Origin of the sequence: Nocardia yamanashiensis NBRC 100130 (assembly GCF_001613325.1) — a bacterium.
Classification (GTDB): Bacteria; Actinomycetota; Actinomycetes; order Mycobacteriales; family Mycobacteriaceae; genus Nocardia; species Nocardia yamanashiensis.
In genome coordinates, this window is record NZ_BDCD01000031.1 from 1 (window position 1) to 21,979 (window position 21,979).

Here is a 21,979-nt window from a genome sequence, read left to right on the forward strand (position 1 = left end):
CCCACCGCCGTCGCCCGCCCCGGCTCCCGCACAGGCGCAACCGAATCCGCAGGTGCGACCCACCTCGGCCAATTCCCCGCTGCCGCCCATCAAGACGCTGTCGGTGATCGGCGGCCTGATCGCACTCACCCTGGCGGGCGCGGGTTCGGGCGCGGTGAGCTTCCAGAGCGCGTCGGCGGCGCAGGGCCGGATCGATGCCGCCCGGGCCGCGTTCTTCGGACCGAGGGTGTGAGGGGACCACGATGACCGAGAGCCGGGCGCAGAGCCATAGCATCGGGTCCTATCGCCGGGTGGCCGCGGCGGTGGACGCGGTGTGCGCGGTGGCCGCCGACTTCGACGCCACCACCCTGGACGAAGTGGTGCTCGCCATTTCCGCCGAACGCCGGCGGCCGATCGAAATCGCCAGTGCCCAACTGGGTCCCGGCGTCTGCGGTCAGCGCCGCAGCTATCCGGAGAAGGACGTGATCGTGCTGGCGTCGGCGCTGCCGTCCCGCGACCACACCCTGGCCCACGAGCTGGGCCACATCGTCTTCGACCATCCGGGCGAGGCGGCGGCCGAGGTGGTGCTGGAGGCCAGCGACGATCTCATCGCCTACATGCTCAGTCAGCGCGCGCATCAGACGGCGGTGGATCTCGGCGAGGACGAGCAGGCGGAATGGGAGGCGGAGACTTTCGCCAGCATGCTCATGACCCGCCTGCGGGTGTTCAACAACCGGGGCGCGGGCGTCTCGGTCCTTCGATTCGATGAGGCGCTCGGATGAACGGGTCAGGGCACGGAGGAGGCAGCTTGCGTAACCACGGAGTGCCCCTCGATCATCCGCGAAAGGACGCCGCATGACCTTCTGGTTGACGGCTTTGCTGGTCTGGATGGCCGCGGGTGCGAGAGTCGGGCGGGTGCTGGTGAAACCGGCGACCACCGCCCGGGTCGCGATCCTGTTCGCGGTGGCGGCGGTGGCGGCCGCGGCGACGCTGGCCGTGCCGGAAATCGGTGTCGCGGTTGATCATCTGATGCCCGGCGGCCTGCGCGGCATGTGGTTGTCGGACCGGCTGACCGTCGCGTCCTGGATCCTCTTCGGCACCGCGACCTCGGTGGTGGCGGCCGCCGCGTGGCCGGTGGTCTCGCGCCGCAACCTGCGGCAGATCGCGTGGGTCATCTACGCCGGCGGCGCACTCGCCATGCTGCTCACCCTGTTCTGGTCGGTCACCTTCGGCTGGTCGATGGTGCTGCTGGAGTGCGTGTTCATCGTGGTCACCGGTGTCCGCAATCTGGACTGGACCACGCTGGGCCGCGGTATCGCCATCTACAGCACGGGAACCCTTCTGGTCGGTCTACTTTCGGCACTCTCCATCCGCCGGGCCTTCCAGCACGAACCCATGGCCGAACCGGGCAAGGGCGATTGGTTCTGGCCGGTGTGGTCGCTCGCGAGCCTGCTCATCGCCATCGGCGCGGTCTGGATCGTGATCGAACTCTGGGTGCGAGCGCGCCTGCTGCTGCGGCAGATTCGCACCCTGCACCGAGTCCTGATCGCCCGCTTCCCCGAGGTGGTGGCCAAGGATCAGACCGGAACCGGCACCCAGCTCAAGGCTTCCGACCAGATCGCCCAGATCATGGACGCGCTCTACCTGCAATCCGGCGGCGGCGTGGATCTGGCCTCGGTCGGCATCGAGCTCACCGATGCCACCAAACCGCCGGACGCGGTGGTTCCGCGCGCCGAGCGGGTTGCCGAATGGGCGCGAAATCCGTTCGGGGACGTGGTGATCGACCCGCGCTGGATCTCGCCGCCGCCGGGCGTGGGCCCGCGCGGCTGGGTCCAAGCCATTGCCCGGGCCTTCGATGCGAAGGCCGCGAGCAGTACGCCGGCGGCGAGTAGTTCTTCAGCGCGATAATTCGGACACGGTTCGACTCAATACAAGAATGTGCCGCGGCGGACGACCGCCGCGGCACATTCACGCCTGCAGTCCCTATTGCGACATTCCATGGGTCAATTCGTATCGGTTGGATCCGTCATCGAATCTGTCATCGAATCGGTCGCCGTACTGATGACCCGTTCGCGAGCATTCGTGCCGAGACAACGTATCCGATCTTTCGTCTCGGCACACTCGAGGTGCACGCCAGGGACTTTGCTTGTCGCAGTTGGTGCAATGGGGGCGAAACGCTCACAACGCACAAAACGACATAGTGCACAAAAAGACTGGTTTGAATGCTTTGCGGAACGCAAGCGCCCTTATGCCAGGTTTGTGCATATTGCACCAGCGCAGGGGTCTACGCCACATGGCCTCAGCGCCCTGAGACCGGTGCAACACTCTTCACTCGAACCGAATGGTCCGGCGAGGCGTACTAGATCTTCCGAAACAGCGGCGCTGGCCTGCAACCAGCGCCCCCGTGTCATCGCCCGTGGTACGACCTGGAGCATTCCCTGTTACAAACCAACACAGTGCGGCCTCCGAGCTAGCCGCACTGTGTTGCGCTGTGACAGGGCCTATTCCGTGCCGTCCGGAGGAATTTCGGGCAAGCCTTCACTTGCCCGCAACTTCTCCGCCATGGAGGTAAGCAGATTCTGAGATTCTTCGGAGAGGTCGAACGCTCTACTCGACAGCCGACGAAGTCCATAGCCCTGCAGCTGGGACAGCAGCTCGAGATCATGATCGATCTTCGCCGCGTAGATGTCGTTGAAGAAGTAGTCCGGTTTGACCTTGAAGAACTTCGCCAGCGCCGCCACCGTCTCATCGGACGGATTCGTGCGCTGTCCCGACCGCAACTGCGACAGATACGGTTTCGAGATCGGATGGCCGGATGCCGTCAAGGCGGCCGCCACCTCTGCGTTCGTGTGCGGCTTACGCCCCGGGGGATGCACGGTTTCGAACAGCTTGTTCAGCCGCGCCGCGAAATCAGCCATTGTGAGCCGCCCAATTCCCTTCGCTGTACTAACAGTCGTTATCTCGGATACGTATCATTGATATTAGCGGCTCAGTAACTGAAAACCTACGCCTGATTCGCGATTTCCTTGAAGCTTCTAGACGGTGATCCGGCGAACCTGCGTTGGCTTGGGCGTTTGCGGGCCACCCCCATGGTTCTTGCCGAGCGCTTAAGAGCCCCGGTTCTGGCCCGTCGCGAGGGTCTTCCCGGACGGGCCCCGGGTAGCCATAAGATAGCTGACGTCTCATCTTCTTGTCTGTACCTGGGATTGTGTGGCGTACGCCACGTTTCGCGGTACCTCAGGATGAACGTTCAACCTTGGCCGAATTCGATTGTGGACTAGATCCTCTCGATGATGGTGCCGGTCGCCAGGGCGCCACCGCAGCACATCAGGATCATCGCCGTGGACTTGTCGGAACGTTCCAGTTCGTGCAAAGCCGTTGTGATGAGCCGGGATCCGGTGCTGCCGACCGGGTGGCCGAGCGCGATGGCGCCGCCGTTCACGTTCACCCGATCGAAGTCCGGCTTGTGCACCGAGGCCCAGGACAGCACCACGGACGCGAAAGCTTCGTTGATCTCGAACAAGTCGATGTCCGACATGCTCATCCCGCTGCGCTCGAGCAGCCGCTGGCAGGCCTGCACCGGGCCGTCCAGATGATATTCCGGCTCGCCGCCGACCAGGCACTGGGACACGATCCGGGCGCGCGGCTTCAAACCCTGTCGCTGCGCGGCCTTTTCGTCCATCAGCAGCACCGCGGCCGCGCCGTCGGAGATCTGCGAGGAGGTGCCCGCGGTGTGAATTCCGCCCTCCAGCACCGGCTTCAGCTTGGCCAGCGCCTCGCGGGTGGTGGCGCGCAGGCCCTGGTCCTTGCTGATGTCGGCGAACTCGCCGGTGAGGTTGCCCTCCTTGTCGACCTGCGGCGCGTTCGCGATGGTCAGCACCTCGCGATCGAAGCGCCCCTCGGCCCACGCCTGCGCCGCCAGCCGCTGCGAGCGCTCGCCCAATTCCTCGACGTCATCGCGAGTGATGCCGCGCCGCTTGGCAATTCGCTCCGCGGCCTCGAACTGGTTGGGCATGTCGATGTCCCAGGAGGCGGGGCGGCGGGGGCCGGCGTGGGTGCCGACGTTCGCGCCCAGCGGCACGTGGCTCATCGACTCGATGCCGCACGCCAGGCCGACTTCGATTGCGCCCGTGGAGATCAGGCCCGCGACCAGGCCCGCGGCCTGCTGCGCCGAACCGCACTGATTGTCGATGGTGACCGCGCCGGACTGCCACGGCAGGCCCGCGTGCAGCCACGCGGTGCGGGTGACATTGTTGCTCTGCTCGCCCACCTGCATGACGCAGCCGCCGACGACCTGCTCGACCAGGATCGGGTCGAGTTCGGCGCGCTCGAGCACGCCCTTCTGGGCCGCCCCGAGCAGCTCGGCGGCGTGCAGGCCGGCCAGCCAGCCGTTGCGCTTGCCGATCGGAGTGCGCGCGGCCTCGACGATTACGGGTGTACCCATTTCTTTCCTTCCGGAGCTGAACTGCAACAAGTTCTCTAGCGGTAACGTAGGCCTGTTGCGGCCTTCGTACCTAGTCCCTTCTCTTGTTGTACCCCCTGTGCTTCAATAACGGTAGAACGTGTTTCAGTTGGTCAAAGGAGACTGCTGGTGGTGGATACCCACGCCCGGCCCAACGTGCCGGATGGTTTCGACGTCACGGACCCGGATATCTGGGCGCAGCGCGTGCCCGCCGAGGAGTTCGCCGAGCTCCGCAAGGCCGCCCCGATCTGGTGGAACCCCAAGTCTCCGGAAGTCGGCGGCTTCGCGGACGACGGCTTCTGGGTGGTCAGCAAGCACGCGGATGTGAAGGAAGTCTCCCGGCGCGACGACGTCTTCTCGACCTTCGAGAACACGGCCATCCCGCGTTTCAACGACGACATCACCCGCGAGCAGATCGAGATGCAGCGCTTCGTGCTGCTGAACAAGGATGCCCCGGAGCACACCAAGCTGCGCAAGCTGATCTCCAAGGGCTTCACCCCGCGCGTGATCAACGGCCTGCGCGCCGAACTCACCGCGCGCGCCGAGAAGATCGTCAAGGCGGCCGCCGACGGCGGCACCGGCGACTTCGTGGAACAGGTCGCCAGCGAGCTCCCCTTGCAGGCCATCGCCGAATTGATCGGTGTGCCGCAAGAGGATCGGATGAAGCTGTTCAAATGGTCCAACGAGATGACCAGCTACGACGATCCGGATTCCGACGTCGATCCGATGACCGCGTCCATGGAGATCCTGGGCTACGCCTATCAGATGGCCGAGTCCCGGCGCGCCTGCCCGGCCGAGGACATCGTGACCACGCTGGTCCAGGCCGATATCGACGGAGAAGCGTTGTCCCCCGAGGAATTCGGGTTCTTCGTCATGGTGCTGGCGGTGGCCGGCAACGAGACCACGCGCAATGCCACCACGCACGGCATGATCGCGTTCATGGAGAACCCCGAGCAGTGGGAGCTCTACAAGCGGGAGCGGCCCAAGACCGCGGCCGACGAGATCATTCGCTGGGCCACGCCGGTGAGCAGCTTCCAGCGCACCGCGCTCGAGGACACCGAGCTGAACGGCGTCGAGATCAAGAAGGGGCAGCGGGTGCTGCTGGCCTACCGTTCGGCCAACTTCGACGAGGACGTCTTCGAGAATCCCTACACCTTCGACATCACGCGGAATCCCAACCCGCACTTGTCTTTCGGTGGCACCGGTGCGCACTACTGCGTCGGCGCGAACCTGGCGCGGCTGGAGATCGAGATCATCTTCAATGCCATCGCCGACTTCATGCCGGACATCACCAAGCTCGGCGATCCCAAGCGACTGCGCTCGGGCTGGCTGAACGGCGTCAAGGAATTGCAGGTGGACTACAAGGGCGGCTGCCCGGTCCAGCACTGACCGTAGAATACGAATGAAGCGGGTGAACGGTATACCGTTCACCCGCTTCGTTTTTCCCGCCACGTGACGATTCTGGACGTATGTCCGAATATTCGGCGGGTCCGGAAAATCAGGCAGGCTTCAAGGTCTTCATTGCCCGGTCGGTTTCCCAGAAGGCGCGCAGGGCAAGGATTTTCCCGTCCTCGTCCACCTTGTAAGTGAACACGCCTTCCGCATCGACGATATGGCCGCCCATGGTGGTGCGAATGCGACCGGTGAAGGCCACCTCACCACCGCAGGCGAAGGAATCCTCGAAAAGAAACTCGATGCTCTCCGTCTGAGCGATCGCCTTGTCCCAGAAGGCCGCGATGGCCTCCGCGCCGCGGTGCCCCTTGCCCTCGGGATCGAAGAAGGACGGCCCGACCGGATCCTCCACGATGCCGTCGGCGGCGAACAGCGCCACCCACGCGGTCTTGTCCTTGGCGCGCACCGCGGCCTGCGAGGCGTACCCCGCTACCCGGGCCGGATGTTCCGCGCTCACGGCTGCTCGCTTCCGACGACCCACATCGAGAAGTACTGCGAGCCACCGCCGTACGCGTGACCGTAGGCCTTCTTGGCGTTCTCTACCTGGTAGTCGCCCGCGCGGCCCATGACCTGCTTGGCGGCCTCGGCGAACCGGATCATGCCGGACGCGCCGATCGGGTTGGAGGACAGCACGCCGCCCGACGGATTCACGGGAAGCTTTCCGCCGATGGCGGTTTCGCCCGCATCGGTCAGCTTCCAGCCCTCGCCCTCGGGCATGAAGCCCAGGTTCTCCAGCCACATCGGCTCGAACCAGGAGAACGGCACGTAGATCTCGGCCGCGTCGATCTCCTCGAGCGGATTGGTGATCCCGGCCTGCTTCCACAGCGCCTTCGCGGCGGCCTGCCCGGCCTGCGGATTCACCTGATCGCGGCCCGCGTACGCGAGCGGTTCGGTGCGCATGGCGGTGCCGTGCACCCAGGCCACCTTCTTGCCCTGTGCCTCAACGGCTTTGGCCGAGGCCTCGTCGCCGATCACGATGGCGCAGGCGCCGTCCGAGGACGGGCAGGTCTCGTCGAAACGAATGGGGTCCCACAGCATCTGGGACGACATCACCGATTCCATGGTGATATCGGGCTGCTTCAGGTGCGCGTACGGATTGCGCGCGCCGTTCTTGCGATCCTTCACCGCCACCATGGCGCCGATGTGCAGCGGGGCGTTCGCGCGGCGGATGTAGGCCCGCACGTGCGGGGCGAAATAGCCGCCCGCGCCCGCGCCGACCGGCATGGTGAACGGAACCGGATTCGACAGCGCCCACATGGCATTGGATTCCGACTGCTTCTCCCACGCGATGGCGAGCACCTTGCCGTGCACGCCCGCCTGCACCTGATTGGCGGCGACGACGGCGGTGGAGCCGCCCACCGAACCGGCGGTGTGCACGCGCAGCAGCGGCTTCCCGGTGGCGCCCAGGGCGTCGGCGAGGAAGAGCTCCGGCATCATGGAGCCCTCGAAGAAGTCGGGGGCCTTGCCGATCACCACGGCGTCGATATCGGCCATGGTCAGGCCGGAGTCGGCCAGCGCGCGGTCGATGGCCTCGCGGCACATGCCCGCCATGGACACGTCCGACCGCTTGGTCACGTGATGGGTCTGTCCGGTGCCGAGCACCGCGGCGGGGAATGTCATCGTGCCTCCAGCGTGGCGACCAGGTTCTGCTGCAGCGCGGGACCGGAACTGGCGTGGGCCAGTGCGCGATTCGCATTGCCATTGAAGATTTCACGAGCGGCGAAGCCGATGCGCTCCAGCCCGGCGGCGAACATCGGATTGCCGGCCAGCGGACCGCCGGACGGGTTGATCCGGGTGTTCCCGTTCAGCCCGATGGCGTCCTTGAGGATGAGCTCCTCGTGCGAGAACTGCGCGTGCAGCTCGGCGACATCGAAATCGGCTGCCGCGCCGTTCAATACGGCCTTGGTGGCGCGCGAGGTCGAGTCCGAGATCGTCAGGTCGCGAGCGCCCAGGATCGGGGTGTCGATGTAGTGCGCCATCCCGGTCAGCCAGGCCGGACGCTCGACGAGCTCGCGGGCCTTGTCTCCCACGGCCAGCACGATCGCGGCCGCGCCGTCGGTGATGGGGGCGATGTCGTGCGCCCGGAACGGGTTCGCGACATAGTCCGCGGCCAGGAGCTTTTCGACATCGATGCCATTGCCGCGTGCCGCGACCGCGGCCATATCGGCCTCGGTCCACTTGCCCGCGTCCAGGCCCGCGCGGGCCTGCAGCCCGGCCATCGACACCGAGTCCGGTCCCAGCGGCGCGACCAGGTACGGGTCGGTCTGCAGGGTCAGGACCTGGCGCAGGGTGCCGGCCGACGCCTTGCCGAAGCCGTAGACCAGCGCCGTCTCCGCTTGTCCGGAGCGGAGTTTCACCCACGCCTCGTACAGCGCCCAGGCCGCGTCCATCTCGACGTGCGACTCGTTGATCGGCGGCACCGCGCCGATCGAGTCGATCGCCGAGATGAACGAGAAAGCGCGTCCGGCAAGGTAATCCGACGATCCCGAGCACCAGAAGTCGATGTCGGCCACGCCGATGCCGAGCTTGTCGTACAGCTCGTGGAAGCAGGGCGCGAGCATCTCCACGCCATTGGTGGTGCCGAAGGTCTCCGGCACGTGCGGCGCGTGGGCGAAGCCCACCACCGCGATATCGCTCGAGTTGTTGTTGCGCCCGCCCGAGCCCCGGCCGCCGCCCCCGGCGGAATCGCTTCGCGATGCAGTGTCAGTCATTTCAGCGCCTCTCTACAGGTGGTGCGCGAACGAGTCGTAGTCGGCGTCGGGCTCGCCGGTGGGCTTGAAGTGGTCGATGTTGGCCATCGACAGACCCCATTCCTCGCGCGGCTTCCACACGGCCTCGACCCGCATGCCCATGCGCACCTCGCTGGCGTCCAGACCCAGCACCAGGTGCAGGAACGGGATGTCCGCGCCGTCGAGCAGGATGTACGCGGCCACGTACGGGGGCTTGAGGCGCTGACCCATGAACGGCACGTTCACGATGCAGAAGGTGGTCACGATGCCCTTGTCGGACACCTCGACGTAGTCGTCGGTCGGCGAGCCGTCGCGCGGATCGGCGCCGCGCGGCGGGAAGTACACCTTGCCGTCCATCCGGGCGCGCGCGCCCAGCAGGCGGCCCTCCATGATGGCCTTGAGGAATTCGCCTTCCTGCGGCGCGGCGGTGTGCTTGAACGACAGGTCGACCGGGGTGATGATGCCGGTCACCGGCTCGCCCGCGTCGGACGGCGCGGGCGCGGCCGAGGTCTCGCCCGGCTCGAACGCGACGATGTCGTGGATGTCGCCGGTGCGCTCGCCCGCCCAGCGCGCCCGCACCCGCAGGCCGGTGGCGATATCGGCCGGCGAGGCCACGTCCACGGCGTGCAGCAGCGCGGTGTCCGCGCCGTCGAGCTTGATCAGCGCGTAGGCGAAAGGCCGGTCGAACGGCTGGTTCGGCAGCGGTTCGGCCACCCAGGACCAGGACTGCACGGTGCCGACGTCGGAGACGTCGACGAATTCCGTCAGCGGTTCCGCGGTTTTCGGATCGAATTCGGCCGGCGGCACGATCACCCGCCCATCCGAGCCCTTGACGCCGATTACCCGACCGGAGCGCAGCCCGGTGAGGAAGCGACCGATCGTCGGGCCGGTGGAACGGGTGTAATCGAACTGCATCCGCAGCGGCGCGGACAGTACTTCGGTATTCCCCAGAGTCACGCGATCGAGTAGAACAGGTTCTAAAGATGGTGGCAAGAGTCACCACTGCGCGAGTGCCTGGAACCCGCAACTCCCGAGGTGGGGGAGTGGGCGCCCGGCCCCCGCTCGACGGACGGAAGGACACCGCATGCGTTTCGGTTTGCAACTCGGATATTGGGGTGCGCAACCGCCCGCCGATACCCGCGAACTGGTACTGGCCGCCGAAGAGGTCGGCTTCGACGCCGTGTTCACCGCCGAATCGTGGGGCTCGGACGCCTTCACCCCGCTGGCCTGGTACGGCTCGGACACCTCGCGGGTGCGGCTCGGCACCTCGGTGGTGCAGATGTCGGCGCGCACGCCCACCGGCACCGCCATGGCCGCGCTGACCCTCGACCATCTCAGCGGCGGGCGGCACATTCTCGGGCTCGGCGTCTCCGGTCCGCAGGTGGTGGAGGGCTGGTACGGGCAGCCGTTCGCCAAGCCGCTGGCCCGCACCCGCGAATACGTCTCGATCGTGCGCCAGGTGCTGGCCCGCGAGGGCAAGGTGACCAGCGCCGGACCGCATTTCCCGCTGCCCTACAACGGTTCCGGCGCGACCGGGCTGGGCAAGCCGCTCAAGCCGATCACCCATCCGCTGCGCGCCGATCTGCCCATCTGGCTGGGCGCGGAAGGCCCGAAGAATGTGGCGCTGACCGCCGAGATCGCCGACGGCTGGCTGGCGATCTACTACACCCCGCGCCTGGCCGACATGTACAACGAATGGCTCGACGAGGGCTTCGCGAAGCCGGGCGCGCGGCGCACCCGCGAGGACTTCGAGATCGCGGCGACCGCGCAGGTCATCCTGACCGACGACCCCAAGGCGGAGCTGGATCGGCTGCGCCCGTTCAGCGCCCTGTACATCGGCGGTATGGGCGCGGAGGAATTGAATTTCCACGCCCAGGTCTACCGGCGCATGGGCTACGGCGATGCGGTCGACGAGATCACGGCCAAGTTCCGGGCCGGTCAGAAGGAAGCCGCGGCGGCCGCCGTGCCGGACGAGCTGATCCTCGACACCACCATCATCGGCGATGAGGCGCACGTGCGTGAGCAGCTGAAAGTCTGGGAGAAGGCGGGCGTGACCGAGCTGCTGGTGGGCGTCCGGAACGTGGCGCAGTTCGAACAGTTCCGGCCGCTGATCGAGTCGTAGAACTTGTTCTAAAATTCCGCCCGCGCGATACGCCTGTGCGGCTGGTGTGGGAAGGGCGCGTCCCGGTTGGCGGGGCGCGTTCTTTCGCGGCTGTTCCAATTTCGCGTAAGTCGCCGTAATCTGTGGCGGGGGACACATCCGGTCGATCGACCAAGAAGAATTTGTGGCTTGTCACACACAAGAACACGTTCTATTTTGATCCTGTGAGCTACAACATTGCGGATCTTGTCGAGCACACCATCGACCTCATGCCCGAACGTGTCGCGCTGGCCGATGACACTCGTTCGGTGACCTACGCCGAACTGGAGGACCGGGCCAACCGTCTTGCGCACTACCTGCAAGAACAGGGTGTGAAGCCGGGCGACAAGGTCGGCGTGTACTCGCGCAACACCATCGAGGCCGTCGAGGCCATGGTGGCCATCTTCAAGGCGCGCGCGGTAATGATCAACGTCAACTACCGGTACGTCGAGAACGAGTTGCAGTACATCTTCACCAACTCGGACATGGTGGCTCTGATTCACGAGCGCCGCTACAGCGACAAGGTCGCCAATGTGCTGCCGAACGTGGCGGCCATCAAGACCGTGATCACGGTCGAGGACGGCACCGAACTGGACCTGCCGCCGGCCGCGGTCCGCTACGAGGACGCCATCGCCTCCACCCACGGCGAGCGCGACTTCGAGGAGCGCTCCTCCGACGACATCATGATGATCTACACCGGCGGCACCACCGGCCTGCCCAAGGGCGTCATGTGGCGGCAGGAGGACTGGTGGCGCGTGCTCGGCGGCGGCATCAACTTCTACACCGGCGTCTTCATCGAGGACGAGTGGGAGCAGGCCAAGGGCGGTGCCAGCGGTAATACGCCGATGGTGCGCTACCCGATCCCGCCGCTGATCCACGGCGGCTCGTTCACCGCGACCCTGCACTCGCTGTTCGACGGCGGCAAGGCGGTCATGCTGCCGGAGTTCTCCGGGCACGGCGTGTGGCAGGCCATCGAGCGCCACGGCGTGAACATGATCTTTATTACCGGTGATGCCATGGCCCGTCCGATGCTGGACGCGCTGCACGACGGCAACCCGGAAACCGGAGCGCCGTACCAGCATTCGTCGCTGTGGGTGCTGGCCTCCAGCGCCGCGCTGTTCTCGCCCGCGCTCAAGGACGAGTTCATCGAGCGCTTCCCGAACGCGCTCATCACCGACTCCATCGGCTCCTCGGAGACCGGTTTCGGCGGCCTGTCGGTGGCGTCCAAGGGCACCACTCACACCGGCGGCCCGCGGGTGAAGATCGACGGCTCCACCAAGGTGATCGACGAGAACGGCGTCGAGGTCGAGGCCGGTTCCGGCAAGGTCGGCATGCTGGCCCGCACCGGCAATATCCCGGTCGGTTACTACAACGACCCGGTCAAGACCGCCGAAACCTTCAAGACCTTCAACGGCGTTCGCTACTCCATCCCGGGCGACTACGCCCGCGTGGAGGAGGACGGCACCGTGACCATGCTGGGCCGCGGTTCGGTGTCCATCAACTCCGGCGGCGAGAAGATCTACCCCGAAGAGGTCGAGGGCGCGCTCAAGGCGCATCCCGAGGTCTTCGACGCGCTGGTCGTCGGCGTGCCGGACGAGCGCTGGGGGCAGCGCGTGGTGGCGGTCGTGCACTGCCGCGACGGCGCCCGGCCGACCCTGGAAGACCTGCGCCCCACCCTGGTTCAGGAGATCTCGTCCTACAAGCTGCCCCGCAGCCTGTGGTACGTGGACGAGATCAAGCGCTCGCCCGCCGGCAAGCCCGACTACAAGTGGGCGCTGGCGCAGACCGAGGCGCGGGAGGCCGACAACCACGCGCAAGCGCCGACCACCAAGTAGGTCCGGACGCTCGCGCGGGTAGGTACGCGCGAACGCACGGGGCTCGTGTGAATCTTGTGCCCGCCTGTTGCGAAACAGGCGGGCACAAGGCTTTTCGGAGTACTGATTCTTGTCGGTGGGGTGTGGAAGAGTGTTCGGCATGAGCGACAAGACCGGCTCCGCCACCATTACCGACGAGGTACTGCGGTCCTTCGAGGGACACCGGCGTGAGCTGTGCGCTTACGCCTACCGCATGCTCGGCTCCTCCTTCGAGGCCGAGGACGCGGTGCAGGAGACCTTCACCCGGGCCTGGAAGTCCTACGACTCCTTCGAGGGCCGGTCCAGCATCCGGTCCTGGCTGTACAAGATCGCCACCAATGTCTGTCTGGACATGCTGGACGGTCCGCAGCGCAGAGCCAGACCCATGGACCTGAACGGTCCCTCCACGCCCGACTCGCAGCTCCCGGCCCCGGAACCGGATTACGTTTGGGTGGAGCCGATTCCGAACGCCCTGGCCTACGGCGCCGACCCGGCCGATGCCGCCAGCGCCAAGGACACGCTCCGGCTGGCCTTCGTGGCCGCCGTGCAGCATCTGCCCGCCAGCCAGCGCGCCATCCTCATCATGCGCGAGGTGCTGCGCTTCTCGGCCAGCGAAACCGCCGAGATGCTGAGTGTTTCCCCGGCCTCGGTGAACAGCGCCCTGCAGCGCGCCCGCGCCACCATGTCCAAAGTCCAGGAGGTGTCCACGGTTTCGGACACCTACGACGAAACCAACGCCGAGCAGCGCAAACTCGTCGACGGCTTCGTCAAGGCCTTCGAGGCCTACGACATGGGCACCCTCACCGAACTGCTGAAAGCCGATGTGGCGCTGTCCATGCCGCCCTTCGCCCTCTGGATCTCCGGTCCGGAGAATGTTGCCGCGTTCATGCTGGGAACGGGTTCGGCCTGCCGGGATTCGCGTATGGTTCCTGTCGGCGCCAACGGGATGGCGGCCTTCGCCCACTACAAGCCCAGCGCGGACGAGCCGGGCGTGTACATCCCGTGGTCCATCACCGTGCTCGAGCTGGACGGCGACCGGATCTCCGGTCTCAACTTCTTCCTCGACACGGAGAAGCTGTTCCCGCTCTTCGGCCTCGCGCCGGAGCTGCGCGACTAGACCAGGTCGCCGCGCAAGGTGGATGCGCCGGGGTGGTACCGGCGCAGCGCGTCGACGTGCCTGAACGGCCCGCGGGTGAAAACCCCGCGGGCCGTTCGAGTTTCCGGCGCGGGGCGGTGCGATGCGGTGGTCAGGCGGGATAGGCCATGTAGAAGGGCTCCCACTGGTGGCCGTCGGGGTCGAGGAAGGTGCGGCCGTGCATGCCGACCTGTTCCTCCTGGATTCGCTTCTCGGCGTTCACCTCCTCCGAACCGCCGGCCCGGACCGCCGCGCCGGCCAGTTCGTCCACCTCGTTCGCGCTGCCCAGGGCCAGCGCGTAGAAGCCGTTGGTGGTGCCGGTGGTGTCGCCGATCGGGCGGGAGCCGAAGGTGGTGAAGAAGTCCTTGGTCAGCAGCATGAGGCAGATATTGTCGTCCACCACGATGCAGGCGGCATTGCCGTCGGTGAAGTCCTGGTTCACCTGCCAGCCCAGCGACTCGTAGAAGGTCTTGGAGCGCTCCAGATCGGAGACCGGGAGATTGATGAAGATCATTTTGCTGGCCATCGCGCCTCGTCCTTCCATTCGCGAACCCATCGCGTCTGCATTGCTGTCCTAGAGGGGACGGGGCGGCCCGGGAAAACTCATCGGTGGGCCTGCCGGGGACCGGTGACACCTCATTTGGTGATCGGGAAGTCGGCGGCGGGTCCGGCGTGACAGAGTGGGCGGACAGGAGGTGCCCGATGAAGTACAGCTACCTGGTCGCCCTCACCGGAAGCGGCGGCACCGTGCCGCCGGAACTCGGGGTGGTCCGCCGGCTGGTGGAACGCGGCCATCGGGTGACCGTGCTCGCCGAGGAATCCATGACCGCCGAGGTGGCCGCGACCGGCGCCCGGCTGCGACCCCGGGCCGGGATCGGCTACGCCCGCGATACCGCCGACGAAATCGATTCCGACCGACCGGATTTCGTGCTGACCTCGTTCTTCGCCTTCGGCGCCATGGTCGCCGCGCAGGCCTGCGGGGTGCCGTTCGTGGTGCTCATGCCCGGCATCTATCCGCTACCGCTGGAGGGCGCGCCGCCGCCGGGCTCCGGGTTCGGACCGGCCGCCGGACCGCTGGCCCGGCTACGCGACCGGGTGGTGGGGACCATGGTGCAGCGCCGCTGGGATCAGGAACTGCTACCCCAGCTCAATGCGCTACGGGCCGGGTTCGGGCTGGAAAGGCTGGCGCACTACCAGGATCAGGCGCAACTCGCGCACAAGCAGCTCGTATTGTCCAGCGCCGCCTTCGATTTCCCGGGGGAGCAGCCGGACGGGGTGCGCTGGGCCGGGCCGGTGCTCGACGATCCGCACTGGACCCGGGAAACGGAATGGACGGTGCCGGACGGCGGCAAACCGCTCGTGCTGGTCGCGCTGTCCACCACCGACCAGCGGCAAACCGATTGCCTGCAGCGGATAATCGACGCGCTCGCCCTGCTACCCGTGCAGGGCGTGGTGACCACCGGCCCCGCCGTCGACCCCGCCGAGCTGCACGCCGCCCCGAACGTCACCGTCCTCGCGGCCGCTCCCCATCAGCGCATCATGCGCCACGCCAGCCTGGTCGTCACCCACGGCGGCCACGGCACCCTGATGAAGGCCTTCGCCGCCGATCTGCCGGTCGTCATCCTCCCGCACGGCCGCGATCACGCCGACAATGCCGCCCGGGTGCACGCCCGCAAGGCCGGAATCACCCTGCCCCGCACCGCATCCCCGGAACGCATCGCCCGCGCCGTGCGCCGGGTGCTGCGCAGTCGCACCCACTACCGCGCCGCCGCGGCCCTCGGTCACGAGATTCGCCGCGACGTGCTCGGCGACCGCCTGCTGCGGGAACTCGAACCCGCCCCCGATCACCCCGACCCGGTCCATGATCGCGCGCTGTCCGCACGCGAGATCGACTCCTGAGCGGTTACCGTGACCCACATGGATTTCCTGGCGGTACTCCGCGACAAGCTGACCGCTTTCGGCGAACTCATCACCCCCGGCGTCGCCTTGTCCGCGCCGGTGACCTCCTGCGGTGACTGGACCTTCTACGACCTGGTCGACCATGTCGGCCAAGGCAATATGTGGGTGGTGACGGCGGTCGCCGAGGGCCGCGGCGACTATCAGGGCGAGCCCGCGCCCAAGGATCCGGCCGAGCTGCGCGCCTGGTTCGACGCCACCTCCGACGCCATCGTGACTGCGCTGTCCGTGGATCCGGAGACCCCGGCCTGGACGTTCACCCGGCAGCTGCCGCGCACCGTCGGGTTCTGGCGGCGGCGCCGGGCGCAGGAGACGCTCATGCATCTGTGGGACGGGCAGAACGCGCTCGGCTATCCGTACCCGTTCGACGTGGACCTGGCCGCGGACGGCATCACCGAGGTGTTCGAGCTGTTCGCGCCGCGCATGATCCAGCGCGGCCTGGCCACCGAACCCGAAGTGGCGCTGCGGGTCCGGGCCACCGACACCGGGCCGGGCTGGACCTACGGGCCGGGCGAGCCGGTCGCGGAGATCGCCGGGACCGCGTCGGATCTGCTGCTCGCGCTCTGGGCGCGCAAGCCCGCGACCGATCCGACGCTGTCCTGGGAAGGCGATCGGGCCGCGGGGGAGCGGGTGCTGGCCGGGCCGCTGGTGCCGTAGCGCGCCGCTCGAAAAGCGAAGCGGCGGTGACACCTGAAGTGTCACCGCCGCGGCCGGGTCCGGAACTACTCCGCGGCGAAGGCGCTGCCCAGCGCGCGCAGGTGCTCGGTGGCCCCGCCGAGCGCGAACTCGTTGTGCTTGGCGGCGGTGAAGTACTGGTTCACGATGTGATCGCGGTCGATGCCGACGCCGCCGTGCACGTGCACCACGGTGTGGGCGACCCGGTGACCGGCCTCGGCGGCCCAGAACTTGGCGGTGTGCACCTCGTTCGCGGCGGGCAGGCCCTCGGCGAGCCGCCAGCCGGCCTGCTGCACCGCCAGCCGCACGCCCTGCACGTCGATGTAGGCGTCGGCCAGGCGCTGCGCCACGGCCTGGAAGCTGCCGATCTTGCGATTGAACTGCTCGCGCTCGCGGGCGTAGTCGGCGACCAGCTCCAGGCCCTTCTCGATGGTGCCGAGCTGGGTGGCGGCCAGCCCGAACCAGGCGTGCTCGAGCAGCCAGGTCAGGATCTGCGCGCCCTGCTCCACGGTGCCGACCAATTCGGCCGGGGTACCGGCGAATTCGAGCTCGGCCTCGGGGGAGCGGTCGGTGACGATCTGGTCCGCGACGCGCACGGTGGCATCGGCCGGATCGACCAGGAAGACCGCGACCGCGCCGTCGACCGTGGCGGGCACCAGCACGCGGGCCGCCTGGCGGGCGAAGGGCACGGTGGTCTTGAGACCGGTGACGCGCCAGCCGTTCTCGTCGGCGGCGGTGGTGACCGGCTTGGCGGGATCCCAGTTGCGCTCCTCGGCCAGCGCCGCGGTCAGCACCACCTCGCCGGTGGCGGCCTGCGCGGCCAGCGCCACCTGGTCCGCGGAACCGAATTTCGCCAGCGCGCCGGCGCCCAGCACGATCGACCACAGGTACGGCACGGCGGCGACGGACTTGCCCAGTTCGCGCAGGATGGCGGACTGCTCGAGCGCGCCGAAGTCACTGCCGCCCACGGTTTCCGGGAGCGCGGCGGCCAGCACGCCGGTTTCGGCGAGCGAGGCCCACAGCGGGGCGTCGAAGCGGACGGTGGGATTGCCGTCGGCGTCGGTGTTCTTGTCCAGTTCCCGCAGGCGATCGGCGGTGACGAGCTTGCCGGTCACCTCGGCGGTGAGCCGCGCCAGGTCCTGCTGAGCTTCGGTGAGAGTGAAATCCATGATGGATAACCGGCTTTCGATTAACGCGCCGCGGCGGGCTGCTTGAGGGCGGTCATGGCGATGATGTCGCGCTGCACCTCGTTGGTGCCGCCGCCGAAGGTCAGGATCAGGCAGGCGCGGTGCATGCGCTCCAGGCGGCCGCGCAGCTGCGAGCCGGCGGAATCCTGGCGCAGGTAGGCCTGCGGGCCGAGGATCTCCATCAGGGTGCGGTAGGCCTCGGTGGCCAGTTCGGTGCCGAACACCTTGCAGGTGGAGGCATCCCACGGGCGCGGCGCGGCATCCCCGCCGGCATCGGCGCGCGAGGCGACCTCCCAGTTCAGCAGCTTGAGGTACTCGACCTTGGAGTGGATGCGGGCGAGCGCGATCTGCACCCATTCCTGATCGATGACCCGGGACCCGTCGGCGGTCTTGGTATTGCGCGCCCACTCGGTGGTCTGCGCGACCGCCAGGGCCAGCGGCGCGGACGAGGTCAGCGCGACGCGTTCGTGATTGAGCTGGTTGGTGACCAGCGACCAACCGCCGTTCTCCGGGCCCACCATGTCCGAGTGCTTGACCCGCACGTCCTGGTAGTAGGTGGCGGAGGTGTCCGGGCCGGCCATGGTGTGCACCGGCGTCCAGGAGAAGCCCTCGGCGGTGGTGGGCAGGATGAACATCGAGATGCCCTTGTGCTTCTTGGCATTCGGATCGGTGCGCGCCGCCAGCCACACGTAGTCGGCGTAGGCGATCAGCGAGGTCCACATCTTCTGCCCGTTGATCACCCACTCGTCGCCGTCGCGCACCGCGGAGGTGCGCAGCGAGGCCAGGTCGGTGCCCGCGCCCGGCTCGGAATAGCCGATGGCGAAATGCAATTCACCCGCGGCGATCTTGGGCAGGAAGAACTTCTTCTGCTCCTCGGTGCCGTAGTGCATGATGGTCGGCGCCACCGAGTTGATGGTCAGGAACGGCACCGGGGCGCCCGCGATGGCGGCCTCGTCGGTGAAGATCAGCTGATCCATGGTGGAGCGATCCTGGCCGCCGTACTCCTTGGGCCAGCCGAGCGCGAGCCAGCCGTCGCGGCCCATTTCCGCCACGACCTCGCGGTAGACATTGCCTTCGCCGTACTCACCGGTCTGGGCCGAAAGCGCCTGCCGCCGTTCGGGAGTGATCAGTTTGGCGAAATAGTCACGCAGCTCAGCACGCAGCTGTTCCTGTTGCGGCGTGTATGCGATCCGCATAGCAGTACCTCAAGCCTTCGTTTCTCGGTTAGGCCGATCATGACACAGCAGGTGAAACATGTTCCAGTATGGCGAGCAAATGAGGGTTGACTTCCTATCCGGCCCCGCCTCTGCTTGTTAGGCTCGGGCAACACCTGTGGTTAAGGAGTCAGCTATGAAGGTCACCGTCGATCTCGACCAGTGCGAGGCGAACGGAATCTGTGTCGGATATGCCCCCGACGTGTTCGAACTCGATGATGACGACCAGTTGCACATCATCGGCCAGGAGGTTCCGGCCGGACTCGAGGACGATGTCCGCGATGCCGTGCTGCAGTGCCCGAAGGCCGCTCTCAAGATCGTCTGATGTCAGCCTTGCTCGCCGGGTGTAACACGTTCTAGAGTCGGCCGGTGAGCGATTCTGATACAAGTCTTGCCGGCCGGGTTGCGATCGTCACCGGCGCGGGCGCCGGGCTGGGCCGGGCCGAAGCCCTCGAACTGGCCCGGGCCGGCGCCTCGGTCATCGTCAACGACCTTGCCGAAAACGAAGCGGTCAGCGCAACCCTCGCCGATATTCGCGCGCTGGGCGTGAAGGCCGAATTCGTGGCCGGCAGCATTGCCGAACGGTCCACCGCCGACGCCCTGATCGCCGCCGCCGAGAACACTTTCGGCCGCCTGGACATCGTGGTCAACAATGCCGGCATCACCCGCGACAAGATGCTGTTCAATATGTCCGACGAGGACTTCGACGCGGTGATCGCCGTGCATCTGCGCGGGCACTTCCTGCTGACCCGCAATGCGGGCGCCTACTGGCGCGGCAAGTCCAAGGAAGCCGACGGCCCGGTCTACGGCCGCATCATCAACACTTCCTCCGAGGCCGGTCTGCTCGGCCCCGAGGGTCAGGCCAACTACGGCGCGGCCAAGGCGGGCATCACCGCCCTCACCCTGTCCGCCTCTCGTGCGCTGTCGCGTTTCGGCGTGCGCGCCAATGCCATCTGCCCGCGGGCCCGGACCGCCATGACCGAGAAGGTCTTCTCCGCGGCCCCCGAGGACGGCATCGATCCGCTCTCGCCCGACCACGTCGCCCACCTGGTGGGATATTTGGCGTCCCCCGCGGCCGAGTCGGTCAACGGTCAGCTCTTCGTCGTCTATGGTCCGATGGTGGCCCTGATGGCCGCCCCGGTGGTGGAGCAGCGCTTCGACACCGAGGGCGAGTGGACCCGCGAGGGTCTGGCCGCGTCGCTGGGCGGCTATTTCGCCGAACGCCCTTCGGCCGCCACGTTTTCCGCGTCATCGCTGATGGATCTCGGTTAGTTAGTCCTAACTTCAGTTGGTGGGGGCGGCCCGCCCCCACCCTGCGGTTGATCACGCGATCGATCGTTGGTAGGAATGGGGATCAACTATGTGTGGCGGCTCACAAAGGTGTCACTACCATGACGTAGCTTCTGGAGTGAACACGTTCTGGAAACTGGTCAAGAGTTCAGAAAGATTCCCTGTTCAAAACCATTGAAACCTTCCCAGACGGCACGAGAACGTGTTCTAATCTCTGGGCGGGACCGAGATCACATTCTGATCTCGGGTGCTATAGCTAGGCAGGGGCAGGAGGAATAGCGGGAATGAATGAAGTCCTTGCCGTACCGCTGCGGGCGGTCGGAGGGTTCTTCGAACTCGCCGGCGATGTCGCTCGCGCCGCGGTACGGCCCCCGTTTCAGCGACGGGAATTCATCGATCAGGCTTGGTTCATCGCGCGAGTGTCCATGTTTCCGACACTCATGGTCGCGATTCCGTTCACCGTGCTGGTGAGCTTCACCCTCAATATCCTGCTCCGCGAGATCGGCGCGGCGGACCTGTCGGGCGCGGGCGCGGCCTTCGGTTCCGTCACCCAGATCGGCCCGATGGTCACCGTGCTGATCGTCGCCGGCGCGGGCGCCACCGCCATCTGCGCGGATCTCGGCGCGCGCACCATTCGCGAAGAGATCGACGCCATGCGGGTATTGGGCATCGACCCGGTCCAGCGCCTGGTGGTGCCGCGGGTGCTCGCCTCCATGTTCGTGGCGTTCCTGCTCAACGGCCTGGTGTCGACCATCGGCATTCTGGGCGGCTTCCTGTTCTCGGTCTTCCTCCAGGATGTGAACCCGGGCGCGTTCGTCAACGGCATCACGCTGCTGACCCATCTGCCCGAGGTCATCCTCTCCGAGGTCAAGGCCATGCTGTTCGGTCTGGTGGCCGGACTCGTCGCCTGCTACCTGGGCCTGAACGTCAAGGGCGGTCCCAAGAGCGTCGGCGACGCGGTGAACCAGACCGTCGTCTTCGCCTTCATGGCGCTCTTCGTCGTCAATGTGGTGGTCACCGCCGTTGGCATCAAGTTCACGGCGCGGTGATCCCATGGCTTTCGTGATCCAATCTCGTTTCCCCCGGGTGTCCCGGCGGGTGCGGCGGATGTCGGACAGCATCGACTCCGTCGGCAAACACGCGGTCTTCTACGCGCAGTCCATCGCCTCGGTGCCCAAGGCGCTCGTGCACTACCGCACCGAGACCATCCGGTTGATCGCCGAGATCTCCATGGGCACAGGCGCTCTCGCCGTCATCGGCGGCACCGTCGTGATCGTCGCCTTCCTCACCCTGGCTGCCGGTGGTGTCATCGCGGTGCAGGGCTACAGCTCGCTCGGCAATATCGGCGTCGAGGCGCTCACCGGCTTCTTCGCCGCCTTCATCAACGTTCGCATTGCGGCGCCGGTGATTTCGGGTATCGGCCTGGCGGCGACGCTGGGCGCCGGAACCACGGCACAATTGGGCGCCATGCGGGTCTCCGAAGAGATCGACGCCCTCGAGGTCATGGCCATCCGGCCGCTGCCGTTCCTCGTCGGCACCCGGATCCTGGCGGGCATGCTCGCCGTCATTCCGCTGTACTCGCTCGCGATCATCGCCTCGTTCATGGCCAGCCGCTTCGCGACCGTGGTGATCTACGGACAGTCCGGCGGTGTGTACGACCACTACTTCGAGACCTTCCTGATCCCCAGTGACATCCTGTGGTCGTTCGCCCAGGCCATTTTCATGGCCCTGGCCGTCATGGCGATCCACACCTACTACGGCTATCACGCCGCCGGCGGTCCCGTCGGCGTCGGCGTGGCGGTCGGCAACGCGGTGCGCGCCTCTCTGATCGCGGTCGTCATGGTGACGCTGCTGATCTCGCTGGCCATTTACGGCACCTCCGGCAATTTCCATCTCTCCGGGTAGGG

21 protein-coding genes and 1 pseudogene are annotated in these 21,979 nt (G+C 66.9%); 13 read left to right on the plus strand and 9 right to left on the minus strand.

Annotated elements, in window-relative coordinates; all coding sequences use genetic code 11:
* The 3 genes and pseudogenes from NY1_RS32160 to NY1_RS32170 all read left to right on the plus strand — a co-directional run.
* Positions 1 to 232 (plus strand): annotated as a pseudogene (locus NY1_RS32160) (cell surface protein); the annotation flags it as partial.
* Between the two features lie 10 nt (positions 233 to 242).
* Entirely contained in the window at positions 243 to 761 is a 519-nt protein-coding gene (locus NY1_RS32165) for an ImmA/IrrE family metallo-endopeptidase (RefSeq protein ID WP_067720919.1), read from the plus strand.
* Positions 762 to 834: 73 nt separating this feature from the next.
* Entirely contained in the window at positions 835 to 1,887 is a 1,053-nt protein-coding gene (locus tag NY1_RS32170) for a hypothetical protein (protein WP_067720920.1), read from the plus strand.
* 593 nt (positions 1,888 to 2,480) lie between these two features.
* Here NY1_RS32170 and NY1_RS32175 read toward each other — a convergent pair.
* Together NY1_RS32175 and NY1_RS32180 are read right to left on the minus strand one after the other, a co-directional pair.
* On the minus strand, positions 2,481 to 2,897 hold the full coding sequence (locus NY1_RS32175) for a helix-turn-helix domain-containing protein (RefSeq protein WP_011207048.1): 417 nt from the start codon (positions 2,895 to 2,897) through the stop codon (positions 2,481 to 2,483).
* A 359-nt stretch (positions 2,898 to 3,256) separates the two neighbouring features.
* Positions 3,257 to 4,423: a steroid 3-ketoacyl-CoA thiolase gene (locus NY1_RS32180; protein ID WP_067720921.1), complete on the minus strand. Its 1,167-nt coding sequence runs from the start codon at positions 4,421 to 4,423 to the stop codon at positions 3,257 to 3,259.
* 147 nt (positions 4,424 to 4,570) lie between these two features.
* On the opposite strand from NY1_RS32180, the gene NY1_RS32185 reads away from it, so the two are divergent.
* Entirely contained in the window at positions 4,571 to 5,830 is a 1,260-nt protein-coding gene (locus tag NY1_RS32185) for a cytochrome P450 (protein WP_439956055.1), read from the plus strand.
* 109 nt (positions 5,831 to 5,939) lie between these two features.
* Here the strand turns inward: NY1_RS32185 and NY1_RS32190 are convergent, their stop codons facing one another.
* The 4 genes from NY1_RS32190 to NY1_RS32205 are packed head-to-tail and all read right to left on the minus strand — an operon-like array spanning position 5,940 to position 9,537.
* Positions 5,940 to 6,350 (minus strand): nuclear transport factor 2 family protein, encoded by a 411-nt coding sequence (locus NY1_RS32190; protein WP_067720922.1) that lies wholly within the window; start codon positions 6,348 to 6,350, stop codon positions 5,940 to 5,942.
* Positions 6,347 to 7,513 (minus strand): thiolase family protein, encoded by a 1,167-nt coding sequence (locus NY1_RS32195; protein WP_067720923.1) that lies wholly within the window; start codon positions 7,511 to 7,513, stop codon positions 6,347 to 6,349. Before NY1_RS32195 ends, NY1_RS32190 begins: the two co-directional genes overlap by 4 nt.
* Positions 7,510 to 8,604 carry a thiolase family protein gene (locus NY1_RS32200; RefSeq protein ID WP_084535753.1) on the minus strand — a complete coding sequence of 365 codons (1,095 nt, stop codon included), beginning with the start codon at positions 8,602 to 8,604 and terminating at the stop codon, positions 7,510 to 7,512. Before NY1_RS32200 ends, NY1_RS32195 begins: the two co-directional genes overlap by 4 nt.
* A gap of 12 nt (positions 8,605 to 8,616) precedes the next feature.
* Entirely contained in the window at positions 8,617 to 9,537 is a 921-nt protein-coding gene (locus NY1_RS32205; protein ID WP_174567245.1) for a Zn-ribbon domain-containing OB-fold protein, read from the minus strand.
* Positions 9,538 to 9,706: 169 nt separating this feature from the next.
* Here NY1_RS32205 and NY1_RS32210 point away from each other — a divergent pair, with 169 nt between their 5' ends.
* The 3 genes from NY1_RS32210 (at position 9,707) to NY1_RS32220 (ending at position 13,732) form a co-directional block, all read left to right on the plus strand.
* Complete coding sequence (locus NY1_RS32210) at positions 9,707 to 10,744, plus strand: LLM class F420-dependent oxidoreductase (protein WP_067720925.1); 1,038 nt, start codon at positions 9,707 to 9,709, stop codon at positions 10,742 to 10,744.
* A 203-nt stretch (positions 10,745 to 10,947) separates the two neighbouring features.
* Positions 10,948 to 12,597, plus strand: a complete 1,650-nt coding sequence (locus NY1_RS32215) for an acyl-CoA synthetase (protein WP_067720926.1) — start codon at positions 10,948 to 10,950, stop codon at positions 12,595 to 12,597.
* Positions 12,598 to 12,736: 139 nt separating this feature from the next.
* Positions 12,737 to 13,732: a sigma-70 family RNA polymerase sigma factor gene (locus NY1_RS32220; protein ID WP_067721013.1), complete on the plus strand. Its 996-nt coding sequence runs from the start codon at positions 12,737 to 12,739 to the stop codon at positions 13,730 to 13,732.
* Positions 13,733 to 13,862: 130 nt separating this feature from the next.
* On the opposite strand, the gene NY1_RS32225 is transcribed toward NY1_RS32220, so the two are convergent.
* Positions 13,863 to 14,276 (minus strand): VOC family protein, encoded by a 414-nt coding sequence (locus NY1_RS32225; protein WP_067720927.1) that lies wholly within the window; start codon positions 14,274 to 14,276, stop codon positions 13,863 to 13,865.
* A gap of 176 nt (positions 14,277 to 14,452) precedes the next feature.
* Between NY1_RS32225 and NY1_RS32230 the strand changes: the two genes are divergently transcribed.
* Both NY1_RS32230 and NY1_RS32235 read left to right on the plus strand, forming a co-directional pair.
* The gene (locus NY1_RS32230) at positions 14,453 to 15,649 is read left to right on the plus strand and encodes a glycosyltransferase (protein ID WP_067720928.1); all 1,197 of its coding nucleotides are present in this window, start codon (positions 14,453 to 14,455) and stop codon (positions 15,647 to 15,649) included.
* An 18-nt stretch (positions 15,650 to 15,667) separates the two neighbouring features.
* On the plus strand, positions 15,668 to 16,363 hold the full coding sequence (locus NY1_RS32235) for a maleylpyruvate isomerase family mycothiol-dependent enzyme (RefSeq protein ID WP_067720929.1): 696 nt from the start codon (positions 15,668 to 15,670) through the stop codon (positions 16,361 to 16,363).
* Between the two features lie 65 nt (positions 16,364 to 16,428).
* On the opposite strand, the gene NY1_RS32240 is transcribed toward NY1_RS32235, so the two are convergent.
* Positions 16,429 to 17,550, minus strand: a complete 1,122-nt coding sequence (locus NY1_RS32240) for an acyl-CoA dehydrogenase family protein (protein ID WP_067720930.1) — start codon at positions 17,548 to 17,550, stop codon at positions 16,429 to 16,431.
* A gap of 20 nt (positions 17,551 to 17,570) precedes the next feature.
* The gene (locus NY1_RS32245; RefSeq protein WP_067720931.1) at positions 17,571 to 18,764 is read right to left on the minus strand and encodes an acyl-CoA dehydrogenase family protein; all 1,194 of its coding nucleotides are present in this window, start codon (positions 18,762 to 18,764) and stop codon (positions 17,571 to 17,573) included.
* Positions 18,765 to 18,918: 154 nt separating this feature from the next.
* Here NY1_RS32245 and NY1_RS32250 point away from each other — a divergent pair, with 154 nt between their 5' ends.
* The 4 genes from NY1_RS32250 to NY1_RS32265 all read left to right on the plus strand — a co-directional run bounded on the left by NY1_RS32250 (position 18,919) and on the right by NY1_RS32265 (position 21,977).
* Entirely contained in the window at positions 18,919 to 19,107 is a 189-nt protein-coding gene (locus NY1_RS32250; RefSeq protein ID WP_067720932.1) for a ferredoxin, read from the plus strand.
* Between the two features lie 44 nt (positions 19,108 to 19,151).
* Positions 19,152 to 20,054 carry a 3-oxoacyl-ACP reductase gene (locus NY1_RS32255; protein WP_067720933.1) on the plus strand — a complete coding sequence of 301 codons (903 nt, stop codon included), beginning with the start codon at positions 19,152 to 19,154 and terminating at the stop codon, positions 20,052 to 20,054.
* Positions 20,055 to 20,356: 302 nt separating this feature from the next.
* On the plus strand, positions 20,357 to 21,121 hold the full coding sequence (locus NY1_RS32260) for an MlaE family ABC transporter permease (RefSeq protein WP_067720934.1): 765 nt from the start codon (positions 20,357 to 20,359) through the stop codon (positions 21,119 to 21,121).
* A 4-nt stretch (positions 21,122 to 21,125) separates the two neighbouring features.
* Positions 21,126 to 21,977: an MlaE family ABC transporter permease gene (locus NY1_RS32265; protein WP_067720935.1), complete on the plus strand. Its 852-nt coding sequence runs from the start codon at positions 21,126 to 21,128 to the stop codon at positions 21,975 to 21,977.
* The last annotated feature ends 2 nt before the right edge of the window (positions 21,978 to 21,979 follow it).

Bases quoted from the DNA above. Each gene is read 5' to 3' on its own strand.
- NY1_RS32220 (WP_067721013.1), top strand. From the start codon at position 12,737: ATGAGCGACAAGACCGGCTCCGCCACCATTACCGACGAGGTACTGCGG.
- NY1_RS32250 (WP_067720932.1), top strand. From the start codon at position 18,919: ATGAAGGTCACCGTCGATCTCGACCAGTGCGAGGCGAACGGAATCTGT.
- NY1_RS32195 (WP_067720923.1), bottom strand. From the start codon at position 7,513: ATGACATTCCCCGCCGCGGTGCTCGGCACCGGACAGACCCATCACGTG.
- NY1_RS32240 (WP_067720930.1), bottom strand. From the start codon at position 17,550: ATGGATTTCACTCTCACCGAAGCTCAGCAGGACCTGGCGCGGCTCACC.
- NY1_RS32170 (WP_067720920.1), top strand. From the start codon at position 835: ATGACCTTCTGGTTGACGGCTTTGCTGGTCTGGATGGCCGCGGGTGCG.
- NY1_RS32230 (WP_067720928.1), top strand. From the start codon at position 14,453: ATGAAGTACAGCTACCTGGTCGCCCTCACCGGAAGCGGCGGCACCGTG.
- NY1_RS32205 (WP_174567245.1), bottom strand. From the start codon at position 9,537: ATGCAGTTCGATTACACCCGTTCCACCGGCCCGACGATCGGTCGCTTC.
- NY1_RS32210 (WP_067720925.1), top strand. From the start codon at position 9,707: ATGCGTTTCGGTTTGCAACTCGGATATTGGGGTGCGCAACCGCCCGCC.
- NY1_RS32260 (WP_067720934.1), top strand. From the start codon at position 20,357: ATGAATGAAGTCCTTGCCGTACCGCTGCGGGCGGTCGGAGGGTTCTTC.
- NY1_RS32165 (WP_067720919.1), top strand. From the start codon at position 243: ATGACCGAGAGCCGGGCGCAGAGCCATAGCATCGGGTCCTATCGCCGG.
- NY1_RS32225 (WP_067720927.1), bottom strand. From the start codon at position 14,276: ATGGCCAGCAAAATGATCTTCATCAATCTCCCGGTCTCCGATCTGGAG.
- NY1_RS32180 (WP_067720921.1), bottom strand. From the start codon at position 4,423: ATGGGTACACCCGTAATCGTCGAGGCCGCGCGCACTCCGATCGGCAAG.
- NY1_RS32175 (WP_011207048.1), bottom strand. From the start codon at position 2,897: ATGGCTGATTTCGCGGCGCGGCTGAACAAGCTGTTCGAAACCGTGCAT.
- NY1_RS32265 (WP_067720935.1), top strand. From the start codon at position 21,126: ATGGCTTTCGTGATCCAATCTCGTTTCCCCCGGGTGTCCCGGCGGGTG.
- NY1_RS32245 (WP_067720931.1), bottom strand. From the start codon at position 18,764: ATGCGGATCGCATACACGCCGCAACAGGAACAGCTGCGTGCTGAGCTG.
- NY1_RS32200 (WP_084535753.1), bottom strand. From the start codon at position 8,604: ATGACTGACACTGCATCGCGAAGCGATTCCGCCGGGGGCGGCGGCCGG.
- NY1_RS32235 (WP_067720929.1), top strand. From the start codon at position 15,668: ATGGATTTCCTGGCGGTACTCCGCGACAAGCTGACCGCTTTCGGCGAA.